23 protein-coding genes are annotated in these 23,709 nt (G+C 69.8%); 8 read left to right on the top strand and 15 right to left on the bottom strand.

Annotated features, from left to right (window positions below):
• Window positions 1-13: 13 nt before the first annotated feature.
• The 4 genes from EJV46_RS17360 to EJV46_RS17375 are packed head-to-tail and all read right to left on the bottom strand — an operon-like array spanning window position 14 to window position 4,102.
• Window positions 14-808: a YdcF family protein gene (locus tag EJV46_RS17360; RefSeq protein WP_131549958.1), complete on the bottom strand. Its 795-nt coding sequence runs from the start codon at window positions 806-808 to the stop codon at window positions 14-16.
• On the bottom strand, window positions 808-2,307 hold the full coding sequence (locus EJV46_RS17365; protein WP_131549959.1) for a glycosyltransferase family 39 protein: 1,500 nt from the start codon (window positions 2,305-2,307) through the stop codon (window positions 808-810). Before EJV46_RS17365 ends, EJV46_RS17360 begins: the two co-directional genes overlap by 1 nt.
• 56 nt (window positions 2,308-2,363) lie before the next feature.
• A complete protein-coding gene (locus tag EJV46_RS17370) occupies window positions 2,364-3,146 on the bottom strand; it encodes a DUF459 domain-containing protein (protein ID WP_131549960.1) in 783 nt (260 codons plus the stop codon).
• 56 nt (window positions 3,147-3,202) lie between these two features.
• The gene (locus EJV46_RS17375; protein ID WP_240782616.1) at window positions 3,203-4,102 is read right to left on the bottom strand and encodes a DMT family transporter; all 900 of its coding nucleotides are present in this window, start codon (window positions 4,100-4,102) and stop codon (window positions 3,203-3,205) included.
• Window positions 4,103-4,151: 49 nt separating this feature from the next.
• Between EJV46_RS17375 and EJV46_RS17380 the strand changes: the two genes are divergently transcribed.
• The 7 genes from EJV46_RS17380 (at window position 4,152) to EJV46_RS17410 (ending at window position 12,008) form a co-directional block, all read left to right on the top strand.
• The gene (locus tag EJV46_RS17380) at window positions 4,152-4,796 is read left to right on the top strand and encodes an NUDIX domain-containing protein (protein ID WP_131549962.1); all 645 of its coding nucleotides are present in this window, start codon (window positions 4,152-4,154) and stop codon (window positions 4,794-4,796) included.
• Complete coding sequence (locus EJV46_RS17385; protein ID WP_131549963.1) at window positions 4,793-5,512, top strand: alanyl-tRNA editing protein; 720 nt, start codon at window positions 4,793-4,795, stop codon at window positions 5,510-5,512. The genes EJV46_RS17380 and EJV46_RS17385 overlap by 4 nt, the downstream gene beginning before the upstream one ends.
• A 3-nt stretch (window positions 5,513-5,515) precedes the next feature.
• Window positions 5,516-6,355 carry a sulfurtransferase gene (locus tag EJV46_RS17390; protein ID WP_131549964.1) on the top strand — a complete coding sequence of 280 codons (840 nt, stop codon included), beginning with the start codon at window positions 5,516-5,518 and terminating at the stop codon, window positions 6,353-6,355.
• Window positions 6,355-7,560, top strand: coding sequence for a cystathionine beta-lyase (gene metC, locus EJV46_RS17395; protein WP_131549965.1), 1,206 nt, complete (start codon window positions 6,355-6,357; stop codon window positions 7,558-7,560). Before EJV46_RS17390 ends, metC begins: the two co-directional genes overlap by 1 nt.
• Before the next feature lie 139 nt (window positions 7,561-7,699).
• Window positions 7,700-8,614, top strand: coding sequence for a cysteine synthase A (gene cysK / locus EJV46_RS17400; RefSeq protein ID WP_131549966.1), 915 nt, complete (start codon window positions 7,700-7,702; stop codon window positions 8,612-8,614).
• Window positions 8,615-8,617: 3 nt separating this feature from the next.
• Entirely contained in the window at window positions 8,618-10,930 is a 2,313-nt protein-coding gene (locus tag EJV46_RS17405; RefSeq protein ID WP_131549967.1) for a molybdopterin guanine dinucleotide-containing S/N-oxide reductase, read from the top strand.
• A 61-nt stretch (window positions 10,931-10,991) separates the two neighbouring features.
• Window positions 10,992-12,008 (top strand): amino acid ABC transporter substrate-binding protein, encoded by a 1,017-nt coding sequence (locus EJV46_RS17410; protein WP_131549968.1) that lies wholly within the window; start codon window positions 10,992-10,994, stop codon window positions 12,006-12,008.
• 36 nt (window positions 12,009-12,044) lie between these two features.
• On the opposite strand, the gene EJV46_RS17415 is transcribed toward EJV46_RS17410, so the two are convergent.
• The 3 genes from EJV46_RS17415 to EJV46_RS17425 form a co-directional block, all read right to left on the bottom strand.
• Window positions 12,045-13,265, bottom strand: a complete 1,221-nt coding sequence (locus EJV46_RS17415; protein WP_131549969.1) for an ABC transporter substrate-binding protein — start codon at window positions 13,263-13,265, stop codon at window positions 12,045-12,047.
• Window positions 13,266-13,435: 170 nt separating this feature from the next.
• Window positions 13,436-13,816: a YraN family protein gene (locus EJV46_RS17420; protein ID WP_131549970.1), complete on the bottom strand. Its 381-nt coding sequence runs from the start codon at window positions 13,814-13,816 to the stop codon at window positions 13,436-13,438.
• A complete protein-coding gene (locus EJV46_RS17425) occupies window positions 13,806-14,879 on the bottom strand; it encodes a low specificity L-threonine aldolase (protein WP_131549971.1) in 1,074 nt (357 codons plus the stop codon). Before EJV46_RS17425 ends, EJV46_RS17420 begins: the two co-directional genes overlap by 11 nt.
• Before the next feature lie 141 nt (window positions 14,880-15,020).
• On the opposite strand from EJV46_RS17425, the gene EJV46_RS17430 reads away from it, so the two are divergent.
• Window positions 15,021-15,575, top strand: coding sequence for a DUF4337 domain-containing protein (locus EJV46_RS17430; RefSeq protein WP_131549972.1), 555 nt, complete (start codon window positions 15,021-15,023; stop codon window positions 15,573-15,575).
• A gap of 35 nt (window positions 15,576-15,610) precedes the next feature.
• On the opposite strand, the gene EJV46_RS17435 is transcribed toward EJV46_RS17430, so the two are convergent.
• The 8 genes from EJV46_RS17435 to pdhA form a co-directional block, all read right to left on the bottom strand.
• On the bottom strand, window positions 15,611-16,240 hold the full coding sequence (locus EJV46_RS17435; RefSeq protein WP_131549973.1) for a glutathione S-transferase family protein: 630 nt from the start codon (window positions 16,238-16,240) through the stop codon (window positions 15,611-15,613).
• Window positions 16,241-16,307: 67 nt separating this feature from the next.
• On the bottom strand, window positions 16,308-16,787 hold the full coding sequence (locus tag EJV46_RS17440) for a type II toxin-antitoxin system RatA family toxin (protein ID WP_131549974.1): 480 nt from the start codon (window positions 16,785-16,787) through the stop codon (window positions 16,308-16,310).
• Window positions 16,787-17,764 (bottom strand): lipoyl synthase, encoded by a 978-nt coding sequence (lipA, locus tag EJV46_RS17445; RefSeq protein WP_131549975.1) that lies wholly within the window; start codon window positions 17,762-17,764, stop codon window positions 16,787-16,789. Before lipA ends, EJV46_RS17440 begins: the two co-directional genes overlap by 1 nt.
• 77 nt (window positions 17,765-17,841) lie before the next feature.
• Window positions 17,842-19,236, bottom strand: a complete 1,395-nt coding sequence (lpdA, locus tag EJV46_RS17450) for a dihydrolipoyl dehydrogenase (RefSeq protein ID WP_131549976.1) — start codon at window positions 19,234-19,236, stop codon at window positions 17,842-17,844.
• Window positions 19,237-19,239: 3 nt separating this feature from the next.
• Window positions 19,240-19,728: a GNAT family N-acetyltransferase gene (locus EJV46_RS17455; protein WP_131549977.1), complete on the bottom strand. Its 489-nt coding sequence runs from the start codon at window positions 19,726-19,728 to the stop codon at window positions 19,240-19,242.
• 4 nt (window positions 19,729-19,732) lie between these two features.
• Window positions 19,733-21,022, bottom strand: coding sequence for a pyruvate dehydrogenase complex dihydrolipoamide acetyltransferase (locus EJV46_RS17460; protein ID WP_131549978.1), 1,290 nt, complete (start codon window positions 21,020-21,022; stop codon window positions 19,733-19,735).
• A 13-nt stretch (window positions 21,023-21,035) separates the two neighbouring features.
• Window positions 21,036-22,421, bottom strand: coding sequence for a pyruvate dehydrogenase complex E1 component subunit beta (locus EJV46_RS17465; RefSeq protein WP_131549979.1), 1,386 nt, complete (start codon window positions 22,419-22,421; stop codon window positions 21,036-21,038).
• Window position 22,422: 1 nt separating this feature from the next.
• A complete protein-coding gene (pdhA, locus tag EJV46_RS17470) occupies window positions 22,423-23,385 on the bottom strand; it encodes a pyruvate dehydrogenase (acetyl-transferring) E1 component subunit alpha (protein WP_206020866.1) in 963 nt (320 codons plus the stop codon).
• Window positions 23,386-23,709 lie beyond the last annotated feature (324 nt).

Raw genomic sequence — 23,709 nt, forward strand, 5'->3', positions numbered from 1 at the left:
GATGACCGGCGGCTCAGGGCGCGGGGAAGAGCGCGCTCGTCCGCCCGAGGAGCCGGTAGGCGATCAGCCCCACATATTCCCGCACCGCCCATTCCGCCTGGCCCAGCCGGAAAGAGAAGGGCGGATCGAACCAGCCCTGCCCGCCGGGCGAGGTCGAATAATTCACCGGCCAGGGCGTCACCTCCCAGCCCGCGCGCCGGAAGCAGCCCACCGAGCGCGGCATATGGCTCGCCGAGGTCACCAGCAGCCAGCGCTCGCCCGGCTTCGGACCCGCCACGCGGTGGGCGAGGACGGCGTTCTCCCAGGTGTTCCGGGACTGGCTTTCGAAGATGACGCGCTCGCCTTCAAGGCCCATCGAGGCCCAGAGCCCGCGCGCCACATCGGCCTCCGTCTCCTGGCCGGTGATCACCGTACCCTGCCCGCCGGTGAAGAGGATGCGCGCCTCCGGATGCCGCCGCGCCAGGGCGACGGCCTCGGTCATGCGCTCGGCGGCGCCGTTGAGGGCGGGGATGCCGCGCCGCTCGGTCAGGAGCTGCTCCACGGCGCCGCCCAGGATGACGACGCCGTCCACGCGCTCGAACCCGGCCGGCCGCGGGAAGCGGTCCTCCAGCGGCAGGGTGATCCAGGCGGGCAGCGGCGTGAGCAGCACGGCGACGAACCAGCCGAGGCCGAGCGCCAGCGGGACGCGGCCCCAGCGGCGGCGCGCCATCACGGCGATCGCACCGACCACGGCCAGCAGCAGCGCAAAGGTATTCGGCCGCGCGAACAGCCAGAACACCTTCGAGACAAGGAACAGAAAATCCTCCATCACTCGGCCTCGACGCGGCGCCAGAGCTCCACGGTCCCGCGCTCCTCCACGAAGCTGGCGGCGAGCTCATAGCCCTCCTCCAGCGCCTCGGTCAGCATCGCCATGGCCGAGGGGCGCATGGCGAACCACTCGCTGCGGTCGAGCACGATGAAGCGCGGCCGGGAGGCCAGGATGCGCGCCACCTCGGCATCGGTGTCCACGCCGGCGAGATTGGCGAAGCTGCCGGTCAGGTGCACCGGGAAGGGAAAGCGGGTGGGCAGGCTCGCATGGGTCAGGAAATAGACCACGGGCTGGTAGTTCGGCACGAAGATCGTATCGCCCGGCTCGAGCTCGTCATTCATCATCGCGGCCATGCGGCGGGGCGTATCGGGGCTGCCCATGGCGAAGCCGCGGCCGAGGCGCGGCGAAAGATCGGCCGCCATGAGATCGGCGCAGATCGCGACGATCGCGACGCCCAGCAGCAGGCGACCGTGGTGCCCGGCGACGTAGCGCGTGAAGGAATAGGCGCCGGTCGCCGCCAGCAGCGCGAGCGGCGGGACCGAGATCAGGAAGTAATGCGGGAAGAAGAAGCCCGGTCCCGCCACGGCCAGGGCGGCGGTGCAGAGCCAGGCCGTGCCCAGCAGCGTGAGCCGGCGCAGCACCGGCACGCGCCAGGAGAAGAGCAGCGCCGCCAGGGCCAGCGCCAGCAGCCAGCGCAGCGCCAGCGCCGCCAGCGTGATGCGCCAGAGCATCTGCTCGGTCGGGATGCGGCCGGAGGCATATTGCAGCGGCGCCAGGATGGTGCTCGCCCAGAAGATGCCGAACTCGCCGCGCAGCGCGTAGATGCCGGCGACCAGCAGCGTCGGCGCGAGGCAGAGCGCGGCGTAGGCGGCGGCGAAGCGCAGCAGGTCCGGCCATTGCCGCGCCCGCAGCGCCGGCCAGGCGAAGAGCGCGAAGATCAGGCAGCCCTCCGGCGTCACCACCGGCTTGATGACCAGCGCCAGGCCGATCAGCACGCCCATGGCGATCAGCCGCATCCAGGGGCGGCCCTGCATGAGCGCGATCGCCAGGGCGAAGACCACCAGCGGCGCGAAGAGGATCTCGGTGTTGGAGGCGAGGCCGCCCAGCAGCAGGGTATGCGCCGCGTAAAGCAGGGCCGCCGCGTAGCCGAGGCTGCGCGGCCCGCCCATCGCGCGGGCCAGCAGGATCAGCCCGTAGCCGGTGGCGGTGACGCAGAAGGCGCCGAGGAAGCGCACGGTCTGCAGGCTCTCGCCGCCGATGAGGAAGGCGCCGGCGATGGCGGCCGGCGCGCCCACGGGATGCATGTCCCAGACGCCGGAGAGCGGCCAGTTGCCGCGCAGCCATTCGCGGGCCTGGAGGACGTAGAGGCTCTCGTCCCAGTCGATCACAGAGGGCAGGAAGGAGGCCCAGCGCAGCCCCGCCACCAGCAGCGGCAGCGCCAGCAGCGCCAGGATCCAGCGCGGGTGCGGGCGTTCGCGAAGGGCGGTGTCGGAGGACATCGGCGGAAGGTGAGGCCTGTCGGCCCCGCGGGCAACCACGCCCGCGGCCTCGGGCGTTAGCGCCGCGGCAGCCGCCGGTTGCCGAGCTGCGCCTCGATCCGGGGGACCAGAACCTCGGCGATGCGGAAATAGCCGTTCTGCGTGAAATGGAGCGCGTCCGGCTGGCGCAGCGAGGTGGGGTGGCTGCGGCCGTTGAACCATTTCTCGTCGTAGCGCCCGTTGTTCAGCGTCAGCGGGCGCAAATGGAGGTAGGGGATGTTCGCGCGCCGCGTCGCCTGGACCTGGAGGGCGTCGATCCAGGCATAGGCCTGGTCGATCTGCGGCGAGCCGGCGGAGGGCAGCCCCACCCAGACCGGCGCGATCCGGGCCGCGCGCAGCATGCCGGCGAGGCGGGCCATGCGCTCGGCATAGGCCTCGGCATATTCCTGGCTGCCGAAGGCCAGGGACTCCCGCCCGTCCGCGAAGGTCAGCCGCTGGTTGTCCACGCTCCCGAGGCTGATCACGGCGGCGGCGTAGCGGTTGGACGCGGCGCGGAGCAGCTCCTCCAGCCGCGTGAACCAGTTGCTGAAATTGGACATCTGGGCATCGGCCCGGGCGAGGCCGGTGTTGACGATGCCGCGTGCGTCCACGTTGACGCCCCAGGCGAGAACCCAGGTGAGGCCGATCGCGAGGCCGTTGGAATGCGAATCCCCGATCACCAGGATCGACGTGCCGCGATTGTTCTCGCTCAGCAGCGTCTGGCCGCCCTGGGTCTGGCCTTGGCGGCCCTGTGCGATCGCAGGCGAAGCGAGCAGCGAGGACGACCCGGCCAGCAGAACCCGTCGGCGTGTTTCTTTCATGAGGCGAGGCTAATTTTCCGGACGCGCGCCGACAAGGGTGTCCGTGGGGCGGGACGTCAGCGCTTCAGGCCGAGCTGCGCCTCACGGTGCCAGATATAGAGGCCCGAGGCCACCAGGACGAGTATTCCCGCGCCATCCCAGAGATCCGGCGCCTCCGCCCAGATCACGGCCCCGAGGAGCGTGGTCCAGACGATGCCGGAATACTCGAAGGGCGCGACCAGCGTGGGCTCGCCGGAACGATAGGCCTCCGTCATCAGCAGCTGCGCCAGCGCCGAGACCATTCCGATGCCGAGCAGCAGCCCCCATTGCGCGGCGCTCGGCCAGACCCAGCCGGGCAGGCTCGCGATGGCCGCCACGCCGGTGGAGCCAATGGCGAACCACAGCACGATCGAGACGCCGGACTCGCCCGCCTCGCCCATGCGGCGGATGGTGATCATCGCCAGCGCCCAGCTCAGCGAGGCGGCCAGCACCGCCAGGCTCGGCACCAGCGGCATGTCGCCGCCCTCCCCCCCTGGTCCCCAGGGGCGCACCATCAGCAGCACGCCGCCGAAGCCCACCAGCACGGCGAGGCCGCGCCGCCAGCCCACCGACTCGCCGAGCAGCGGCACGGCCAGCACCGTCAGAAAGAGTGGCATGGTGAAGCCGAGCGCGGTGACGGCGGCCAGCGGCATCGTGGCATAGCCGTAGAAGGCGCCGGCCATGCCGATCAGGCCGAAGACCATGCGCCACAGATGCCCGGCCGGGTTGGTGGTCCGCAGCTCGCGCCAACCGCCCGCCTGGCGCAGCAGGGGCAGCAGCACCGGAAAGGCGAAGACGCTGCGGAACAGCACGAGCTGGGCCAGCGGCACGGCGCCGTCCAGCGCCTTCACGCAGGCTGCCGCCGCTGCGAAGAGGATGGCCGCGCCCAGGATGGCGAGTATGGCGCGCCGTCGGCCGGCGCGCGGGTTAGTTTGCAAGGCTCGGCTCATGGACTGGCGTTGGGGACAAGGTTACGGTCTGGCCCGCATGAGCGCCAGACCACCCAAGGCCCCCGCCATCCTCCCCTATCCCGGCCTCGACATCCGCGCGGACGAGGTCGTCTGGGGCGGCCGCTTCCCCGTGCAGCGCGTCCGCTTCACCTATGAGCGCTTCGACGGCGCCCGCTCGGCGGAGCTGACCTGGGAGCTGTGGCGCCGGGGAAACGGCGTCGCGATGCTGCCCTTCGATCCCTGGTCGGACCGGGTCGCGCTCATCGAGCAGTTCCGGCTGCCGGTGCACGCGGCCGGCCTGCCGCCGATCCACACGGAATGCGTGGCCGGGCTGCTGGAGGCCGGCGAGGATCCGGAGGCCGCCGCCCGGCGCGAGACGCAGGAGGAAGCCGGCCTTGTGCCCGACCGGGTGGAGAGGATCGGGCAGTACATGCTCATGCAGGGCGGCTGCGACGAGGTGATGTTCCTCCATTGCGGCCGCACCCGACTGCCGGAGCCGGAGGCCGTGAGGAACCACGGGCTGGCGCATGAGGGGGAGGACATCCGCCTCCTGATCGTGCCCGCGGCGCGTGCCTTCGCGCTGCTCGACGCCAACGAGATCCGCAACGCCACCTGCGCCCTCAGCCTCTTCTGGCTGCGCCAGAACCACGCGCGGCTGCGCACCGAATGGACCAGCGAATGACCGAAGTCCTCTACCGGGCCGATTCCTATCTGCGCGAGCTGATGGCGCGCGTCGTCTCGGCCGACGCATCGGGCGTCGTGCTCGACCGCACCGTCTTCTATGCCCGCGCCGGAGGCCAGCCCGGCGATTCCGGCGACATGCGCTGGGAGGGCGGCGAGGCGACGATCCTGGAGGCCGTGAAGGGTGAAGGCGAGGCGGTCCTGCACCGCCTCCCGGAGGGCGCCGCCCTGCCCGCACCCGGCAGCGAGGTCCGCATCGCGCTCGACTGGCAGCGCCGGCACCGCCACATGCGCATGCACAGCGCCATGCACCTGCTCTGCAGCCTGATCCCCGGCGCGGGCGTCACGGGCGGGCAGGTCGGCGCCGACAAGTCGCGACTCGACTTCGACCTGGCCGAGCCGCCGACCAAGGAATCGCTGACCGAGGGGCTGAATGCCCTCATCGCGGCCGACCACCCGATCTCCGACACCTGGATCAGCGAGGCGGAGCTCGACGCCAATCCCGGCCTGGTGCGCACGCTCTCCGTGCAGCCGCCGCGCGGCTCGGGGCGGATCCGGCTCGTGCGCATCGGCACCGAGGCGGCGCAAGTGGACCTGCAGCCCTGCGGCGGGACGCATGTGAAAAGCACGGCCGAGATCGGCCGGGTGGAAGTGGCGAAGATGGAAAACAAGGGGCGGCAGAACCGCCGGATCAGCCTCGTGCTGGTGGAGGGATAGCTCATGGACAACCTCGTCTCGACGGAATGGCTGGCGGCCGAGCTCGGCAAGCCGGACCTCATCGTCTTCGACACCACCAAGTATCTCCCCAATGAGCCCTTCGACGGGCGTCAGAAGTTCCTCGAAGCACACATCCCTGGCGCGCGCTTCTACGACATCGACGAGGTCGCCGACCCCGACGCCGCCCTGCCCCACATGATCCCGAGCGCCGCGCGCTTCGAGAAGCTGATGGATCGGCTCGGCGTGTCCAACAACAGCCGGATCGTCTTCTACGACCAGAAGGGGCTGCAATCCTCGGCCCGCGGCTGGTGGCTCATGCGGCTCTTCGGGCACGAGAAGGCCGCCGTGCTCGACGGCGGCCTGCCCAAATGGGTGCGGGAGGGCCGCGCCGTGCAGTCCGGCGCGGAAGAGCCGGAAGCCTCCGCCGGTTACGTCGCGGATTTGGTCGCCGGCCGGGTGCTCGGCATCGGCGACCTGAAGCGAATCCTGGAGAATGGCGACCGGCTGATCCTGGACGCCCGCGCCGCCGGGCGGTTCAAGGGCACGGCGCCGGAGCCGCGTCCCGGGCTGCCCTCCGGCCACATGCCGGGTGCTGCGAACATCCCCTTCAACGAGCTCTTCGCCGCCGACGGCACCATGCTGCCGGAGGCGGCGCTGCGGGCCCGCTTCGCCCTGGCCGGCGCCGACGGATCGCGCCCGCTGGCGACGAGCTGCGGCACCGGCGTCACCGCCTGCATCCTCACCCTGGGCGCGCTGCGCGCCGGGCTGCCCGAGCCCGCCGTCTATGACGGCTCCTGGACCGAATGGGCGAGCCGCCCCGAAACACCGAAGGTCACCGCCTGATGCCAAACGATAGAGACTCCGGCGATCACAAGAAGAACCTCGGCTTCGCCACGCGCATGAGCCATGGCGGCCGCGCGGGCGTGAAGATCCACGGCTTCGTGAATCCGCCCGTGCATCGCGGCTCCACCGTGCTCTACCCCGATGCCGAGGCGCGCCGCGACGGCGGGGCGAAGCGCTTCGAGCGATACATGACCTACGGCACCGCCGGCGGCCCCACACATTACGCGCTGGAGGACGTCATCGCCGACATCGAGGGCGGCACGCGCTGCACCATCGTCGGCACCGGCCTCGCCGCCGTGACCGTGCCGCTGACGGCCTATCTGAAGAACGGCGACCACTGCCTCATCCCGGACAGCTGCTATGGGCCGGCGCGCAACTTCGCCACCACGCTCATGAAGGACTGGGGGATCGACACCACCTTCTACGATCCCTGCGTGGACGAGGCGGGCATGGCCGCGCTCATCCGCCCCAACACCAAGGTCGTCTACCTGGAGAGCCCGGGCTCCCACACCTTCGAGGTGCAGGACGTGCCGGTCCTGGCCCGCGCCGCGCATGCCCGTGGCTGTAAGGTGCTGATGGACAACACCTGGGGCATTCACAACTTCCAGCCCTTCGAGCATGGCGTGGACGTTTCGATCCAGGCGCTGACCAAGTATGTCGGCGGCCATTCGGACATCCTGCTCGGCAGCATCACCACCAACTCCGAGGAGGACCACCGGGCTATCCGCTCGGCCGCCTCCACCCTGGGCCACTATGCCTCGCCGGACGATTGCTGGCTGGCGCTGCGCGGCGTGCGCACCATGGCGATGCGGCTCAAGGCGCAGGAGGCGGCCAGCCTGGAGGTCGCCACCTGGCTGGAGCAGCAGCCGCAGGTGAAGCGCGTGCTGCATCCGGCGCTGCCCTCGCATCCGCAGCACGCCCTCTACAAGCGCGACTTCACCGGCGGGTGCAGCCTCTTCGGCGTGATCCTCGATCCGCAATACGACCAGGGCGGAATGTTCCGCTTCGTGAACGCGCTGCAGCTCTTCGGCATTGGCGCGAGCTGGGGCGGGTTCGAGAGCCTGGCGCTGCCGACCTCGGGCTTCATCACGCGGACGGCCGGGTCGGGCGATTTCGGCGGGCCGATGCTCCGGCTGCATATCGGGCTCGAGGACACCAAGGATCTCATCGCGGATCTTGCACAGGGGTTGCGCGTTCTCAACTAGCCGAAGGGGGCTCCGCCCCCTTCACCCCCGCCAGGGCTTTTGGCCCTGGACCCTTGTACAGATGAGGGTCCAGGGAACGTGTTTCCTGGTGGGGGAGTTTGAGGGGGCAAAGCCCCCCCTCAAGAACAGGGAGAGATTCATGAAGGCCACCGACGTCCTCGCCACGATCGGCAACACGCCGCATATCCGCCTCGGGCGCCTCTTCCCCGACGCCGAAGTCTGGGTGAAGTCCGAGCGCTCCAACCCCGGCGGCTCCATCAAGGACCGCATCGGCATCGCCATGGTCGACGCCGCCGAGGCGGACGGCTCGCTGAAACCTGGCGGCACCATCGTCGAGCCCACCTCCGGCAACACCGGCATCGGTCTCGCCATGGCCGCCGCGGTGAAGGGCTACAAGCTCGTCCTCGTCATGCCCGAGAGCATGTCGATCGAGCGCCGCCGCCTCATGCAGGCCTATGGCGCCAGCTTCGACCTCACGCCCCGCGAGAAGGGCATGAAGGGCGCCATCGCCCGCGCCGAGGAGCTGGTGGCGCAGACCCCCGGCGCCTGGATGCCGCAGCAATTCGAGAACGCCGCCAATGTCGCGATCCATGAGAAGACCACGGCCCAGGAGATCCTGGCCGATTTTCCGGAAGGGCTGGACGCGCTCATCACCGGCGTCGGCACCGGCGGCCACATCACCGGCTGCGCCAGGGTGCTGAAGCAGGCCTGGCCCAGGCTAAAGGTCTTCGCGGTCGAGCCGACGGCCTCGCCGGTGCTGTCCGGCGGCGCGCCCTCGCCGCATCCGATCCAAGGCATCGGCGCCGGCTTCGTGCCGGGCATCCTGGACGTGAACCTGCTGGACGGCGTGATCCAGGTCACCGCCGAGGACGCAAAGGACTACGCACGGCGCTCGGCCACGAAGGAGGCGCTGCTGGTCGGCATTTCATCCGGCGCCACGCTGGCCGCCATCGCGCAGAAGATTCCCGAGCTGCCGGCCGGCTCGCGGATTCTCGGCTTCAACTACGACACCGGCGAGCGCTACTTTTCGGTGCCCGACTTCCTCCCGGAGTAACGAATGCCCGAAGCGCCCCCCTTCCTGCCGCACAGCTCCCATTGGGGGAATTTCACCGCGCGGTGGCATGAGGGGCGCCTGGAGCTTCGCCCGCATCCGGGCGACCCGGATCCGAGCCCCATCCTGGGCAACATGGAGGCCGCGCTGCGGCACCCCGCGCGCATCGCGCGGCCCATGGTGCGGCGAGGCTGGCTGGAGCGCGGGCCGGGGCCCAGCGACATGCGCGGCCGAGACGAACTCGTCCCGATGGAATGGGACCAGGTGCTCGACCTGCTCGCCGCCGAGCTGAAGCGGGTGAAGGAGAGGCACGGGCCGCAATCCGTCTTCGGCGGCTCCTACGGATGGTCCAGCGCCGGGCGCTTCCACCACGCTCAGAGCCAGGTCCATCGCTTCCTGAACGTGGCGCTGGGCGGCTATGTGCGCTCGGTGAATTCCTACAGCGCCGGGGCCTCGGGCGTGATCCTGCCGCGCATCGTCGGCCCCATGGAGACCATCTCCCGCCGCAACGTGACCTGGGAGGCGATCGCCGAGCACAGCGAGATCGTCCTCTCCTTCGGCGGCATGGCGCTGAAGAACAGCGCCGTGGCGAGCGGCGGCATCAGCCGGCACATCGAGCGCGGCTGCATGAGGGCGGCGCGCGAGCGCGGCGCGGAGTTCGTGCTCGTCGGCCCGTTGCGCGACGACCTGCCGGCCGAGGCGGGCGCGGAGTGGCTCCCCATCCGCCCGAACACCGACACGGCGCTGATGCTCGCCCTCACCCACACGCTGGTCGCCGAGGGCCTGCACGATGCGGCCTTCCTCGCGCGCTACACGGACGGGTGGGAGGTGTTCCAGCCCTACCTGATGGGCGGGACGGACGGCCAGCCCAAGGATGCGGCCTGGGCCGCCGCCATCACGGACGTGCCGGCGGAGACCATCGTCGCGCTGGCCCGCCGCCTCGCCGGACGCCGCAGCCTGATCGCCGTGGCGCACTCCCTCCAGCGCGCGGAATTCGGCGAGCAGCCGGTGTGGATGGGCCTCGTGCTCGCCGCGGCGCTGGGACAGCTCGGCCTGCCGGGCGGCGGCTACCATTATTCGCTGGGCGCGCTCGGCCATACAGGACGGCGCAACGTGAAGACCCCGGTCGCCGCGCTGAACCAGGGCCGGAACTCGGTGCGCGAGTTCATCCCCGTCGCGCGCATCACCGACGTGCTGCTCAATCCCGGCGGCCGCTTCGACTATGACGGCAAGGAATACGCCTATGCCGACATCCGGCTCGTCTACTGGGCCGGCGGCAATCCCTTCCATCACCACCAGGATCTCAACCGCCTGCGCCGCGGCTTCGCGAATGTGGACACGCTGGTCGTCCATGAGAGCGCCTGGACCGCCACCGCACGCCATGCCGACATCGTGCTCCCCGCCACCGTGACCATGGAGCGCGAGGATATCGGCGCCGAGCCGACCGATCCGCTGATCGTCCCCATGCACCGCATCGCCGCGCCCTATGGCGAGGCGCGCGACGACTACGCGATCTTCTCGGCGCTGGCCGAGCGGCTGGGCTGTGGCGACGCGTTCACCGAGGGCCGCGGCGTGCGCGAATGGCTGGCCTTCCTCTACGAACCGGCACGCGAGGCGCTGGAGAAGCTCGGCCAGCCGGCGCCCGATTTCGAGACGCTGTGGCGCGACGGCCCGCTGGAGATCCCCTTCGCGCCCGACGACGGCGGCATGCTCCGCGCCTTCCGCGAGGACCCGGAGGCCAACGCACTGCACACGGAATCCGGCCGCATCCAGGTCTTCTCGCCGGTCATCGCGAGCTTCGGCTATTCCGACTGCCCGGGCCACCCGACCTGGCTCGAGCCTGTCGACGTGCCCAATGCCGAGACGCCGCTGCGCCTGATCGCGAACCAGCCGGCCACGAAGCTGCACTCCCAGCTCGATTTCGGCGCCACCAGCCAGGGCGCCAAGCGCCGCGGCCGCGAGGTGGCGCGCCTGCATCCGGACGATGCCGCCGCACGCGGCATCGCCGAGGGCGACATCCTCCGGCTCTTCAACGCCCGCGGCGCCTGCCTCGCCACGGCGCATCTCACGACGGACGTCGCGCCGGGCATCGTGAACCTGCCGACCGGCGCCTGGTACGACCCGGACGACGCCGCGTCGGACACGCCGCTCTGCGTCCACGGCAATCCGAACGTGCTCACGCGCGACATCGGCACATCGCGCCTCGCCCAGGGCTGCACGGGGCAGCTCACCTCCATCGAGGTCGAGCGCTTCGACGGCAACCTGCCGCCCATCCGGGCCTACGATCCGCCGGGCTCGCAGGCGCTGGCCGCCGAATAGGGGACTGGTCGCGACCGCGGGAATTGCGCAGGCTTCCGGACAAGAACGGGAGATTTCCAGGATGCGCAGATTGCTTCTCATCGCCGGGCTTCTTCTGCCCGGCCTCGCCGACGCGCAGGTCGCGGCCGGCCCCACCCTCGCCGCCGTGCGCGCCAAGGGCAGCGTGGATTGCGCCGTGAGCCCCGGCACGCCGGGCTTCGGCGCGCCGGACAGCCAGGGCATCTATCGCGGGCTCGACCCGGACTCCTGCCGCGCCGTCGCCGCCGCCGTCTTCGGCGATGCCAGTCGCGTCCGCTTCATCCCCGTGGCCGGAGGCCAGCGGCCGACCATCGTGCAGACCGGCGCGGTGGATATCGTCACCAGCGCCTTCACCTGGACGCATTCGCGCGACACCGCGAACGCGCTGAACTTCGCGGCCGTGAACTTCTACGACGGCCAGTCCTTCCTCGTGCGGCGCTCGGCGAATATCCGCAATGCGCGCGAGTTGGACGGCGCCGCGATCTGCTCCACGGCCGGATCCACCAGCGAACTCAACCTCGCCGACTGGGCCCGCGCCAACAATGTCCGTTACCGCCCGGTGATCTTCGAGCGCAACGACGAGGCCCGCGCCGCCTATGCCGCCGGCCGCTGCGACAGCTATTCGACGGATGCGAGCCAGCTCGCCGCCATCCGCAGCGCGCTCGCCAACCCGGCCGAGCACGTCGTGCTGGAGGAGCGCATCAGCAAGGAGCCGCTGTCGCTCGCCGTCCGCCACGGCGACGACCAGTGGCTGGATATCGTGCGCTGGTCCTTCTACGCGCTGGTGGAGGCGGAGGAGCTCGGCATCACCCAGGCCAATGTGGACGAGATGCTGAATAGCCAGAATCCCTCCGTCCGCCGGCTGCTGGGCCTCTCGGGCGACCATGGGCCGATGATGGGGCTGGACCGGCGCTGGGCCTACAACATCATCAAGGCGCTCGGGAATTACGGCGAGATCTACGACCGCCATCTGGGCCCTGCCACGCCGATCGGGTTGCAGCGCGGGGTGAACAACATCTGGACCCGTGGCGGGCTGATGTACGTGCCGCCCATCCGGTGAGGGGAGCATGGGAGGGGCATGCCCCTCCCGCTCTGTTCAACCGGTGATCATGGGGCAGCCGCCCTCGTTCAGCGGGCGCCAGGCATCCTCGGGCGAGACCGTGGCCAGCAGCTTGTAGTAGTCCCACTGCCCGCTCGATTCCGCCGGGGACTTCACCTCGAAGAGATAGGCGTTGCTGACCACGCGGCCATCGGCGCGGATGGTGGCCTGGCCCAGCACGTCGTCCTCCACCGGCATCGCCTTCATCCGCTCCACCACGGCGCGGCCGGAGCGCTTCGCCTCGGCCACGCCGAGCGACTTCACCGCCTTCATGTAGTGCGTCACGGCCGAATAGGTGCCGGCCTGGGACATGTTCGGCCGCAGGTTCGGATTGAAGCCCGATTGCAGGACGCGGCGCGAGAAGGCGCGCGTGCGGTCGTTCAGGTCCCAATAGAAGCTGCTGGCGACGCCGAGGCCCTGGGCGGCCGGCAGGCCCAGCGCGTCGATGTTGTTGATGAAGGTCAGCAGCGCAGCGAGTTTCTGGCCGCGCCGCGTCAGGCCGAATTCGGCCGCCTGCTTCACCGCGTTCACCATATCGTCGCCCGAGAGCGCCAGCGCGACCACCTTGGCGCGCGAGGCCTGCGCCTGGAGGATGGCCGAGGAGAAATCCGTGTTGGGAAAGGGCGTGGCCACGCTGCCGACGACGCGGCCGCCGCCCTTCGTCACCATCGCGCTCACCTCGTCGAAGAGGGTGCGGCCGAAGGCATAATCCGCGCGGATGACGAACCAGGAATCCCCGCCCTGGCGCAGCATCGCGGCGGCCGCGACGCGCGTGAGCATCTGCGTGTCATAGGCCCAGTGGACCGTGTTCGGCGAGCAGGCACGGCCCGTGATGTCCGAGATGCCGACATTGCAGGGGAGCATCACCTTGTCGCGCTCGCGCACCAGCGAGTTGATCGCCAGCGCGATGGCCGAGCCCTGGATGTCAGTGACCACATCCACGCCCTGGTCGAACCATTGCCGCGCCAGGGCGAGGCCGACATCGGGCCGGTTCTGATGGTCGGCCGCGACCACCTCGACGGTCAGCCCGTTCTGCGATGCATATTCCGCGACCGCCTGACGCACGCAGGCCTGCGAGCCCGCGCCGCCCTGGTCCCGGTACACGCCGGACTGGTCGCCCAGGATCCCGATGCGCAGGACCGGGCTGGTCTGTGCCCGACCGGGCCGTATCGTGGCGAGCGTGGCGCCCGCGCCGAGGGCGTTGCGTCTGGTGAACATCGATTCTCTCCCCTGGCCGACGCGCCAGCGGTGATCCGATGGCGCTGCAGCTTTTCCCGATGTTGCGCCAGCAGCGCGGGAGATTTCAAGGCGGAATTGCATATATCTGTATACAGCCGCGTTCCATGCAACGACCGGCTGCTTCCGAAGCGACTTGAACCGGTGGGCGCTCAGCCCTGGCGAAGCACATCGGTGATGCGGCGGCAGACGCCATCCGCCGCGACCAGCAGGAGGTCGAACCGCACCCCCGCCGCGCCATGGTCGGGATGCGTCGCCATCCAGGCCTCGGCCGCCGCCATCAGCCGGGCCTGCTGGCGCGGCGCCAGCGCGAAGGCCGCCTCATAGAGGCTCGGCCGCGCCTTCACCTCGATGAAGGCCAGCAGCCCGTCCTTCTCCGCCACGAGGTCCAGCTCGCCCGCCGGCGTGCGGACGCGCTCCGCCAGCACCGTCCAGCCCTCCTCGGTCAGCGCCGCGCGCGCCACCCCCTCCGCATCGCGGCCCGTGCGGTCCGCGACGAGGCCCCGGCGCCGGCGCCCCGGATCAGGCGGCAAGCGCGTCGCGAATGGCCGAGACCGCCTCGGGGATCATCGCCGCCGTCACGTCCAGGTGCAGGCAGGCCCGCACGCGGCCGCCCAGCCCGCTGACCATGATGCCCTGCTGCCGCAGCGTCTCCTGAAGCTGCGGCACGGTCTTGCCCGTGGCCTTGATGTCGAAGAACACCAGGTTGGTGTCCGGATCGTCCACCACCACGCCCTCGATCTGCGCGAGGCCGCGCGCCAGGGACTTGGCATTGGCGTGGTCGTCGGCCAGGCGGTCGATATGGTGGTCCAGCGCATGGATGCAGGCGGCGGCGCAGATGCCGCCCTGCCGCATCGAGCCGCCCAGCCGCTGCTTCCAGCGCCAGGCCTGGCCGATGAACTCATTGGAGCCGCAGAGCACGGCGCCCAGCGGCGCACCCAGCCCCTTCGTGAAGTCGAGCCAGACGCTGTCGAAGCCCGCCACCATGTCGGCGGCCGCGATATCGGCGGCCACGCAGGCGTTCATCAGCCGGGCGCCGTCCATATGGGTGGCCCAGCCCTGCTCATGCGCGATGTCCGTGAGCTCGTTCAGCGTGGCCAGCGGCCAGATGGCGCCGCCGCCGATATTGGCCGTCTGCTCGATCTCCAGCAGGCGCTGCGGCGGGGTGTAGCGCGTCTTCGGGCGGATCGCGGCGCGCAGATCGTCCGCGGTGAACATGCCGCGCGCGCCCTTGAGGCCCATGATCTGCGCGCCCGTCAGCGCGGCATGCGTCCCGCCCTCGCTGCCCAGGATATGCGCCGTCTCATGCGCGATGACCTCGTCGCCCTTCTGGCAGTGGGTAAGGATGGCGATGACGTTGCACATGGTGCCGGATGGCAGGAAGACCGCGGCCTCCTTCCCCGTCAGCGCCGCCATGCGGTCGCAGAGCTCCCAGACGGTGGGGTCGTCGCCATGCTGCTCGTCGCCGACCTCGGCGCGCATCATGGCTTCCTTCATCGCCGGTGTCGGGCGTGTCTGCGTGTCGGAATAGAGGTTGATGCGCACCGGCGGCGCGTTTCCGGGGGGCCGTGCCGGCGCCCAGGAGTGGGAGGACATGCTGTGGGAGGGGGCTTGGACCATGGGCCGAGCTTGGCAGGATTTTCTCCGGACGTCAGCCGGGGCCGGGATCTGTCGCGCTGGCGCCCTCGCCGCCGCCGTGGCATCTCGCCGCCGGATTGCGCGGGAGACAGATTCGCAATGGCAGGTGGACACGGGGCGCCGCACAGCACCGAGAACAAGGGCGTGGCGCTGCTCATCGCCGTCCTGGCGCTTTTCCTCGCCCTGGCCGAGGTCGGCGGCAAATCCTCGCAGACCGAGGCGCTGAACAACAACGTCCAGGCCGCGAACCTCTGGTCCTTTTTCCAGGCCCGCACCATCCGCCAGACCCAGCTCCGCACCGCCGTCGAGCAGGCCGAGCTCGACAAGACCGAGGCCAACCGCGCCGCCATCGAGGCGCAGCAGTCGCGCTGGACCGCCACCGTGAACCGCTGGGAGAGCGAGCCCGCGACGGGCGAAGGCCGCCGGGAACTCACCGCGCGCGCCCGTGAGGCCGAAGCGAAGCGCGACCGGAACATGGAGCGCTACCACATGTTCGAGTACTCCAGCGCCGTCTACCAGGTGGCGATCGTGGTGGCCTCCGCGTCCATCATCACGGGGGTGGGGCTGCTGATCTGGCTGGCGGGCGGGCTCGGCCTGGTGGGCTTCGGGCTCATGATGCTGGGCTACTTCGCGCCGGGGCTGATCCACCTTTAACTCGAGGGCGGCCACGTCCGGCTGCCCCGGAGCCGCTAAGGTCTGACGTGCCTGGCCCAGACCGGCGCAATGCGGGGGCGGCCGGCCACCGCGCGCGCGAGGGCTTCAACGCGCGGGCATTCCGCCGGCATCCATCGGGCACCCTCGTTCCAGCGCGAGAGCGCGGCCAGGTAGATGTCCGCCACCGAGAAGCGGTCGCCCAGCACGAAGGGCGAGGGTGCGCATTCCCGGTCGACCAGCCGCCACACTTCGCGCGCCATCTCCCTCGCCCGGTCCGCGATGGCCGGTGCATGGGACGGGTCGGCGGAGAACCGCTCCGGATAGTCGTAGCGCGTCACATGCGGATAGAACTCGCCCGCGACCAGCGCCATCCAGCGCAAGGCGACCGCGCGGGCGCTGTCGGAGCCCGGCGGCAGCAGGCCGGCCTCGGGATGCCGGTCGGCCAGCGTGACCAGGATCGCGGCCGATTCCGTCACCACCGTGCCGTCGGGCAGGACGAGCGTCGGGATGCGCCCCATCGGGTTGAGCTTGCGGTACTCCGCCGCCAGCTGCGCGTCCTTCGTCAGCGGCACCTCCTGCAGCTCGACCGCGGCGCCGATCTCGGCCAGCGCCATCTCGACGGGGCCTGAGCCGGAACCGGCGTCGCCAAAGAGGACGTAACCCATGGGCAACTCCTTTCGGGCCAGCACGGCGAGCCGACGGCGGCCCGTGGCCGCCCCGGAGCCTGCCGGGCTAGCGGGGGGCGACCGGCGCGGGCGTGGACGACACGGGCAGCACCGCATTCCGGCCGTACAGGGCCATCGCCCGCCGCTCGAAGGCCCGCACCATCATGCGCACGGCCTCGTTGAACACCGTCCCGATCACGGCCTGCAGCAGCTTCGATCGGAACTCGAAATCGACGAAGAAGTTGACCTCGGTCCCGCCGGGCACGGGCGTCAGGCGCCAGGTGTTGTTCAGGTAGCGGAACGGGCCGTCGAGATACTTCACCTCGACCAGATGAGGACGCTCCAGCGTGACCTCGCTGCGGAACGTCTCGCGGAACATCTTGAAGCCGATGGTCAGGTCCGCGACCAGCTTGGTCTCGTCGCGGCTCAGGACCCGCGCGGCCACGCACCAGGGCAGGAATTCGGGATAGCGGTGCACGTCGGCCACCATCTGGAAGATCTGCTCCGGCGTGTAGCGGAGGATCTTCCTTTCGGCATGCGTCGGCATCAGGCCGCCAGGCTCTTGTCCCGCGCCGCTCGCAGCGCGGCGAAGTCGCGGTCGGCGTGGTAGGAGCTGCGCGTCAGGGGCGTGGCGGAGACGAGCAGGAAGCCCTTGGCCCGCGCCAGGCTGGCATAGTCGGCGAATTCCGCCGGATCGACGAAGCGGGCCACCGCCGCGTGCTTCACGCTGGGCTGGAGGTACTGGCCGATGGTGAGGAAGTCGACATCGGCGCTGCGCATGTCCTCCATCACCTGCTGCACCTCGATGCGCTCCTCGCCGAGCCCGACCATGACACCCGACTTGGTGAAGATGGAGGGGTCGAGCTGCTTCACCCGGTCCAGCAGCCGCAGCGAGTGGTAGTAGCGCGCGCCTGGCCGGATGCCGGGATAGAGCCGCGGCACGGTCTCGAGATTGTGGTTGAACACGTCCGGCCTGGCGGCCACCACCACCTCCAGCGCGCCCTCCTTGCGGAGGAAGTCGGGCGTCAGGATCTCGATGGTGGTGTCCGGCGCGGAATTGCGGATGGCGGCGATGGTCTCGGCGAAATGGCGCGCGCCGCCGTCGCGCAGGTCGTCGCGGTCCACGCTGGTGATGACCACGTGGCGCAGGCCGAGCGCTGCCACGGCATCGCCCACCCGGCGCGGCTCGTCATGGTCCAGCGGGTTGGGCATCCCGGTCGCGACATTGCAGAAGGCGCAGGCGCGCGTGCAGGTCTCGCCCATGATCATCATGGTGGCGTGGCGCTGGCTCCAGCACTCGCCGATATTCGGGCAGGCCGCCTCCTCGCAGACGGTCACGAGCTTGTTGTCCCGCATCAGCTTGCGGGTCTCGTGATAGATCGGATGCGTAGGCGCCTTCACGCGGATCCAGTCCGGCTTGCGCTGGATCGCGTTGTCGGGGCGGTGCGCCTTCTCGGGGTGCCGCTCGGCACCCGTCCTGACGCTGCCCCCTGCAGGACGATGGTCGATCTCGATGCGGGCCATGATCCCTCACATATAGCGCGGCCGGCCGGTTTCGCATCCCCGCCTGCGGCCCGGCCAGGCCGGCCGGGCCATCGCGGCTAAATGTGGATCACGCGACCGAAGGCATCCAGCACCGCCTCGTGCATCGTCTCGGACACCGTGGGATGCGGGAAGACGGTGTGCATGAGCTCCGCCTCGGTGGTCTCCAGGCTGCGCGCGATGGTGTAGCCCTGGATCATCTCGGTCACCTCGGGCCCGACCATATGCGCGCCCAGCAGTTCGCCCGTCTTCGCGTCGAAGACGGTCTTGGTGAAGCCCTCGGTGTCGCCGAGGGCGATGGCCTTGCCATTGCCGATGAAGGGAAAGCGGCCAACCTTCACCTCATGGCCGAGTTCCCTGGCGCGGGCCTCGGTGAGGCCCACCGAGGCCACCTGCGGGCGGCAATAGGTGCAGCCGGGGATATTGGTCGCCTCGAAGGGATGCGGATCCAGGCCGGCGATGAATTCGACGCAGGTGATGGCCTCGTGGCTCGCCTTGTGCGCCAGCCAGGGCGGGCCGGCCAGGTCACCGATGGCATAGACATGGGGCTCGCCCGTGCGGCCATAGCCGTCGACCACGACATGGGTCCGCTCGACCTTCACCTTGGTGCCCTCGAGCCCGATGCCCTCGACATTGCCGACGATGCCGACCGCGAGGATCAGCCGCTCCGCCTCGATCTCCTGCGTCTTTCCGCCGATCTCCACCGTCGCGGTGACGGTGGAGGCGCCCTTCCTCACGCCCTTCACCGAGGCGCCGGTGAGCACCTTCATGCCCTGCTTCTCGAAGGACTTCTTCACGAAGGCGGAGACCTCGGCATCCTCGACCGGCACGACGCGGTCCAGCGCCTCGACGATCGTGACCTCGCTGCCCAGGTCGCGGAAGAAGCTGGCGAATTCGACGCCGATGGCGCCCGAGCCGATCACGATCAGGCGCTTCGGCACCGTGTCCGCGACCAGCGCCTCCTTGTAGGTCCAGATGAACTTGCCGTCCGGCTCCATGCCCGGCAGCACGCGGGCGCGCGCCCCGGTGGCGAGGAGGATGTTCTTGGCCGCAAGGTCCGCGACCTTCTTGCCGTCCTTCTCCACCCCCACCTTGCCGGGGCCGTCCAGCCGGCCGGCGCCGTCGATCACGGTGATGCCGTTCTTCTTCATCAGGAACTTCACGCCGCCCGAGAGCTGCGCCGCCACGCCGCGGCTGCGCTTCACGATCTTGCCGATGTCGAAATTCACCTTCTCCGCGCTCAGCCCGTATTGGTCGAGCGTGTTGAGCAGGTGGAAGATCTCCGAGGAGCGCAGCAGCGTCTTGGCCGGGATGCAGCCCCAGTTGAGGCAGATGCCGCCCAGATGCTCGCGCTCGACAATGGCCACCTTCATCTTGAGCTGCGCCGCGCGGATCGCCGCGACATAGCCGCCGGGGCCGGAGCCCACCACCACGAGATCGTAATTGTCGGCCATGCCTCAGCCCCTTCCTGCGAGCGCGACGAGGGCGGCCCCCGAGACGCGCTGATCCGTCCATTCCTCGCGCCCGACGGCGCCCATCGCGCGATAGGCCGCGATGGCAGGCGTATTCCAGTCGAGCACGTTCCAGCCGATGGCGGCGCAGCCCTCGTCCAGCGCGCGTTGCGCGACGAGGCGGAACGCCGCCCGCGCGATGCCCTGCTTGCGGTACTCGGGCTCGACGAAGACATCTTCGATCCAGAGCTCCGCCTTGCCCGCGAAGCTCGAGAAGGTGCGGTACCAGAGGCAGATCGCGACGGGCCGCCCCTCCACCTCCGCCAGCATCGCCTCGGCCAGCGGGCGCTTGCCGAAGAGTGCCTCGCGAAGCTGCTCGGGCGTCGCCGTGAACTCGTGCTCGATCTTCTCGTAGACCGCCAGCCCGCGCAGCAGCCGGTGGATGTCCGCGACATCCGCCGGCCTGGTCTCGCGCCAGATGAAGGCGGCGCTCACGAGATCAGAGCATCAGGCTCAGCGGCTCTTCCACAATGGCCTTGAATTCCTGCAGCCATTCCGCGGCGAGCGCGCCGTCGATCACGCGATGGTCCACGCTGAGCTGGCAGGTCATCACGGCCGCGACCGCGAGCTCGCCGTTCTTCACCACCGGCCGCTTCTGGCCCGCGCCCACGGCGAGGATGCCGGCCTGCGGCGGATTGATGATCGCCGAGAAGAAGGAGACGCCGTACATCCCCATGTTGGAGATGCTGAAGCCGCCGCCCTGGAACTCCTCGGGCTTCAGCTTGCCCGACTTCGCCCGCGCGCCCAGGTCCTTCATCTCGTTGCTGATCGCGGCCAGGCCCTTGGTGTCGGCATTGCGCACGATCGGCGTGATGAGCCCGTCCGGGATCGAGACCGCGACGCTGATGTCCACCTCGTTGAAGCGGAGGATCGCCTCCTCGGTCCAGGCCGCGTTCACGGCCGGGATGCGCTTCAGCGTGACGGCGGCGGCCTTGATGACGAGGTCGTTGACCGACAGCTTGAAGGCGCCGGGACCGTCCTTCGGGCTGCGGGCGTTGAGCTTGGCGCGCAACTCCAGCAGCGCGTCGATCTCGATATCCGCCGCCACGTAGAAGTGCGGGATGGTCGCCTTGCTCTCCGAGAGGCGGCGCGCGATCACCTTGCGCATCGAGCTGTTCGGATGCGCCGTGGTGGCGCCCAGGATGGGCGCCGGCGCGGCGGCGGCCTTCGGCGCGGGGGCTGCGGCCGGGGCCGTGGTCGCGGCGGGAGCCGGCGCCGGGGCGCCGCCCTTCATCGCGGCCTCGATGTCGGACTTCACGATGCGGCCCTGCGGGCCCGAGCCCTCGACCTTCGAAAGGTCCAGCCCGGCCTGCTGCGCCATGCGCTTGGCGAGCGGCGAGGCGGCCACGCGGTCGCCATGCGACGCCGGAGCGGGCGCGGCGGCCGGCTTCGGGACTTCCGCGGCCTTCGGCGCCTCGGGGGGCTTCTCCGCCGGCTTGGGCGCCGGGGCGGGGGCGGCCTTCGCCTCGCCGCTCGGCGCGCTCTCGCCCGGCTCGACCAGCACGGCGATGACGGCGTTCACCTTCACGCCCTCGGTGCCGGCGGGCACAACGATCTTGCCGAGGATGCCCTCGTCCACGGCTTCCACTTCCATGGTTGCCTTGTCGGTCTCGATCTCGGCGATGACGTCGCCGGACTTCACCTTGTCGCCCTCGGCCTTGAGCCAGCGGGCCAGCGTTCCCTCCGTCATGGTCGGCGAGAGGGCGGGCATCAGGATATCGGTGGCCATGTCTCTCGCTCCCTCAGCGGTACGTCACGGAGTGGACGGCATCGACCACCTGTTCCAGCCGCGGCAGGGCCAGCTTCTCGAGATTGGCCGCATAGGGCATCGGGATGTCGAGCCCATGCACGCGCACCGGCGGCGCGTCGAGGTCGTCGAAGCAGTTCTCGACGATCTGCATCGCGATCTCGGCGCCGATGCCGGCGAAGGGCCAGCCCTCCTCCAGCGTCACCACGCGATTGGTCTTCTTCACGCTCGCGACGATGGTCTCGATGTCGAGCGGGCGGATGGTTCGGAGGTTGATGACCTCGGCGCTGATGCCCTTCTCGGCCAGGGCATCGGCCGCCTGCATCGCCAGGCCCACCATGATCGAGAAGGCGACGATGGTGACATCCGTGCCCTCGCGCTCCACCTTGGCTTTGCCGATGGGCAGGACGAACTCCTCGTCGGTCGGGCAGTCGAAGCTGTGGCCGTAGAGGATCTCGTTCTCGAGGAAGATGACCGGGTTCGGGTCGCGGATGGCGGCGCGCAGCAGGCCCTTGGCGTCGGCGGAGGACCAGGGGGCCACGACCTTCAGCCCCGGGCAATGCGCGTACCAGCTCGCAAAGCACTGGCTGTGCTGGGCCGCGACGCGCGAGGCCGCGCCATTGGCGCCGCGGAAGACGATCGGGCAGCCCAGCTGGCCGCCGGACATGTAGAGCGTCTTGGCCGCCGAGTTGATGATGTGGTCGATGGCCTGCATCGAGAAGTTGAAGGTCATGTATTCGACGATGGGCTTCAGGCCGTTGAAGGCGGCGCCCACGGCCATGCCGGTGAAGCCGTGCTCGGTGATGGGCATGTCGATCACCCGCTTCGGCCCGAACTCGTCCAGCAGGCCCTGGCTGATCTTGTAGGCGCCCTGATACTGCGCGACCTCCTCGCCCATGAGGAAGACGTCCTTGTCGGCCCGCATCTCCAGCGCCATCGCGTCGCGCAGCGCCTCGCGGACGGTCGTGGGCTTGGTCGGGCCCCAGTCCTTCTCGGGCGCTACCGAGACCGGCGCCGCGGCGATGGTCGGGTGCGGCTTGGCCGCGACCTCGGCATGGTCCTCGGCCTTGGGCAGGGGCGCGGCCACCTCGCGGGTGGCCGCCTCCTCGGCCGGCTTCGCCGCGGCCTTGCCGCCGCCGGCGCCGCCATCGAGCTCCGCGATCGGCGAGTTCACCGCGACGTTCTCGGTGCCCTCGGGCACGACGATCTTCGTGATCGTGCCCTCGTCGACGGCCTCGACCTCCATGGTCGCCTTGTCGGTCTCGATCTCGGCGATCACGTCGCCGGACTTCACCGCATCGCCTTCCTTCTTGAGCCAGCGGGCCAGCTTGCCCTCCGTCATGGTGGGCGACAGCGCCGGCATCAGGATCTCGACGCCCATCTTACTTCGTCTCCAGGAGGATGTCGGTCCAGAGTTCGCTCTCGTCCGGCTCCGGCGAGGCCTGCGCGAAATCGGCGGCGTCGGTCACGATCGCCTTCACCTCGTCGTCGATGGCCTTCAGGTCGGCCTCGGTGACGTTCTGCTCCATGAGCTGCGTGCGCGCGGTCTCGATGCAGTCGTGCTGCTCGCGCATCTTCTGCACCTCCTCGCGCGTGCGGTACTTCGCGGGGTCGGACATGGAGTGGCCGCGGTAGCGGTAGGTCTTCATCTCCAGCAGGTACGGGCCATTGCCGGCGCGGCAATGCGCGACCGCGCGCTGCGAGGCCTCGAAGACGGTCTGCACGTTCATGCCGTCGACCTGCTCGCCGGGAATGCCCCAGGGCGCGCCGTTCTTCGACAGATCGGCGCTGGCGGAGGCTCGCTCGACGCTCGTGCCCATGCCGTACTTGTTGTTCTCGATGACGAAGATGCAGGGCAGCTTGAACAGCGCGGCGAGGTTCAGGCTCTCATAGACTTGGCCCTGGTTGGACGCGCCCTCGCCGAAATATGCGACCGCGACCTTGCCGTCCTCGCGGTACCAGTTGGAGAAGGCGAGGCCGACGCCGAGGCTGACCTGCGCGCCCACGATGCCATGGCCGCCGAAGAAGCCCTTCTCACGGCTGAACATGTGCATCGAGCCGCCCTTGCCCTTCGAATAGCCGCCGATGCGGCCCGTGAGCTCGGCCATGACGCCGCGGGCCTCCATGCCGGTGGCCAGCATATGCCCGTGGTCGCGGTAGGAGGTGATGACCTCGTCGCCGGGCTGAAGCGAGGCCTGCATGCCGACCACCACGGCCTCCTGGCCGATATAGAGGTGGCAGAAGCCGCCGATGAGGCCCATCCCGTAGAGCTGGCCCGCCTTCTCCTCAAAGCGTCGGATCAGGAGCATGTCCCGATAGGCGCGCAACAGGGCGTTGTGCCCCATCTGCATTTCCTTTTCCTTCGCGGCGCCCTTGGCGCGGCGCTTGGACGGGGCTTCGAGCATGGACGTCTCCCTCGGGGGTCCGCCACAGTTAGGCTGGCCTTGCAACCTTCGCAAGGCGGGACCTCCGCCGGAAAATCCAACTATTGCAATGCAATATTCACTTTAACTGGATTCCGGTTCACGCAATATTCTTATGTTGCGGCGCAACATTGTTGCTAGAGCGCTGATCTGGCAGGGGAAGCGGCTCCCCCATACGATGGCGCCGCGGCTCTGGCGCCGACCAGCGGGAGCAGGGCCGTTCGGGCTCGCCCTCGGCCGCGCCCA

Source organism: Roseococcus sp. SYP-B2431 (assembly GCF_004336745.1).
Classification (GTDB): domain Bacteria; phylum Pseudomonadota; class Alphaproteobacteria; order Acetobacterales; family Acetobacteraceae; genus Roseococcus.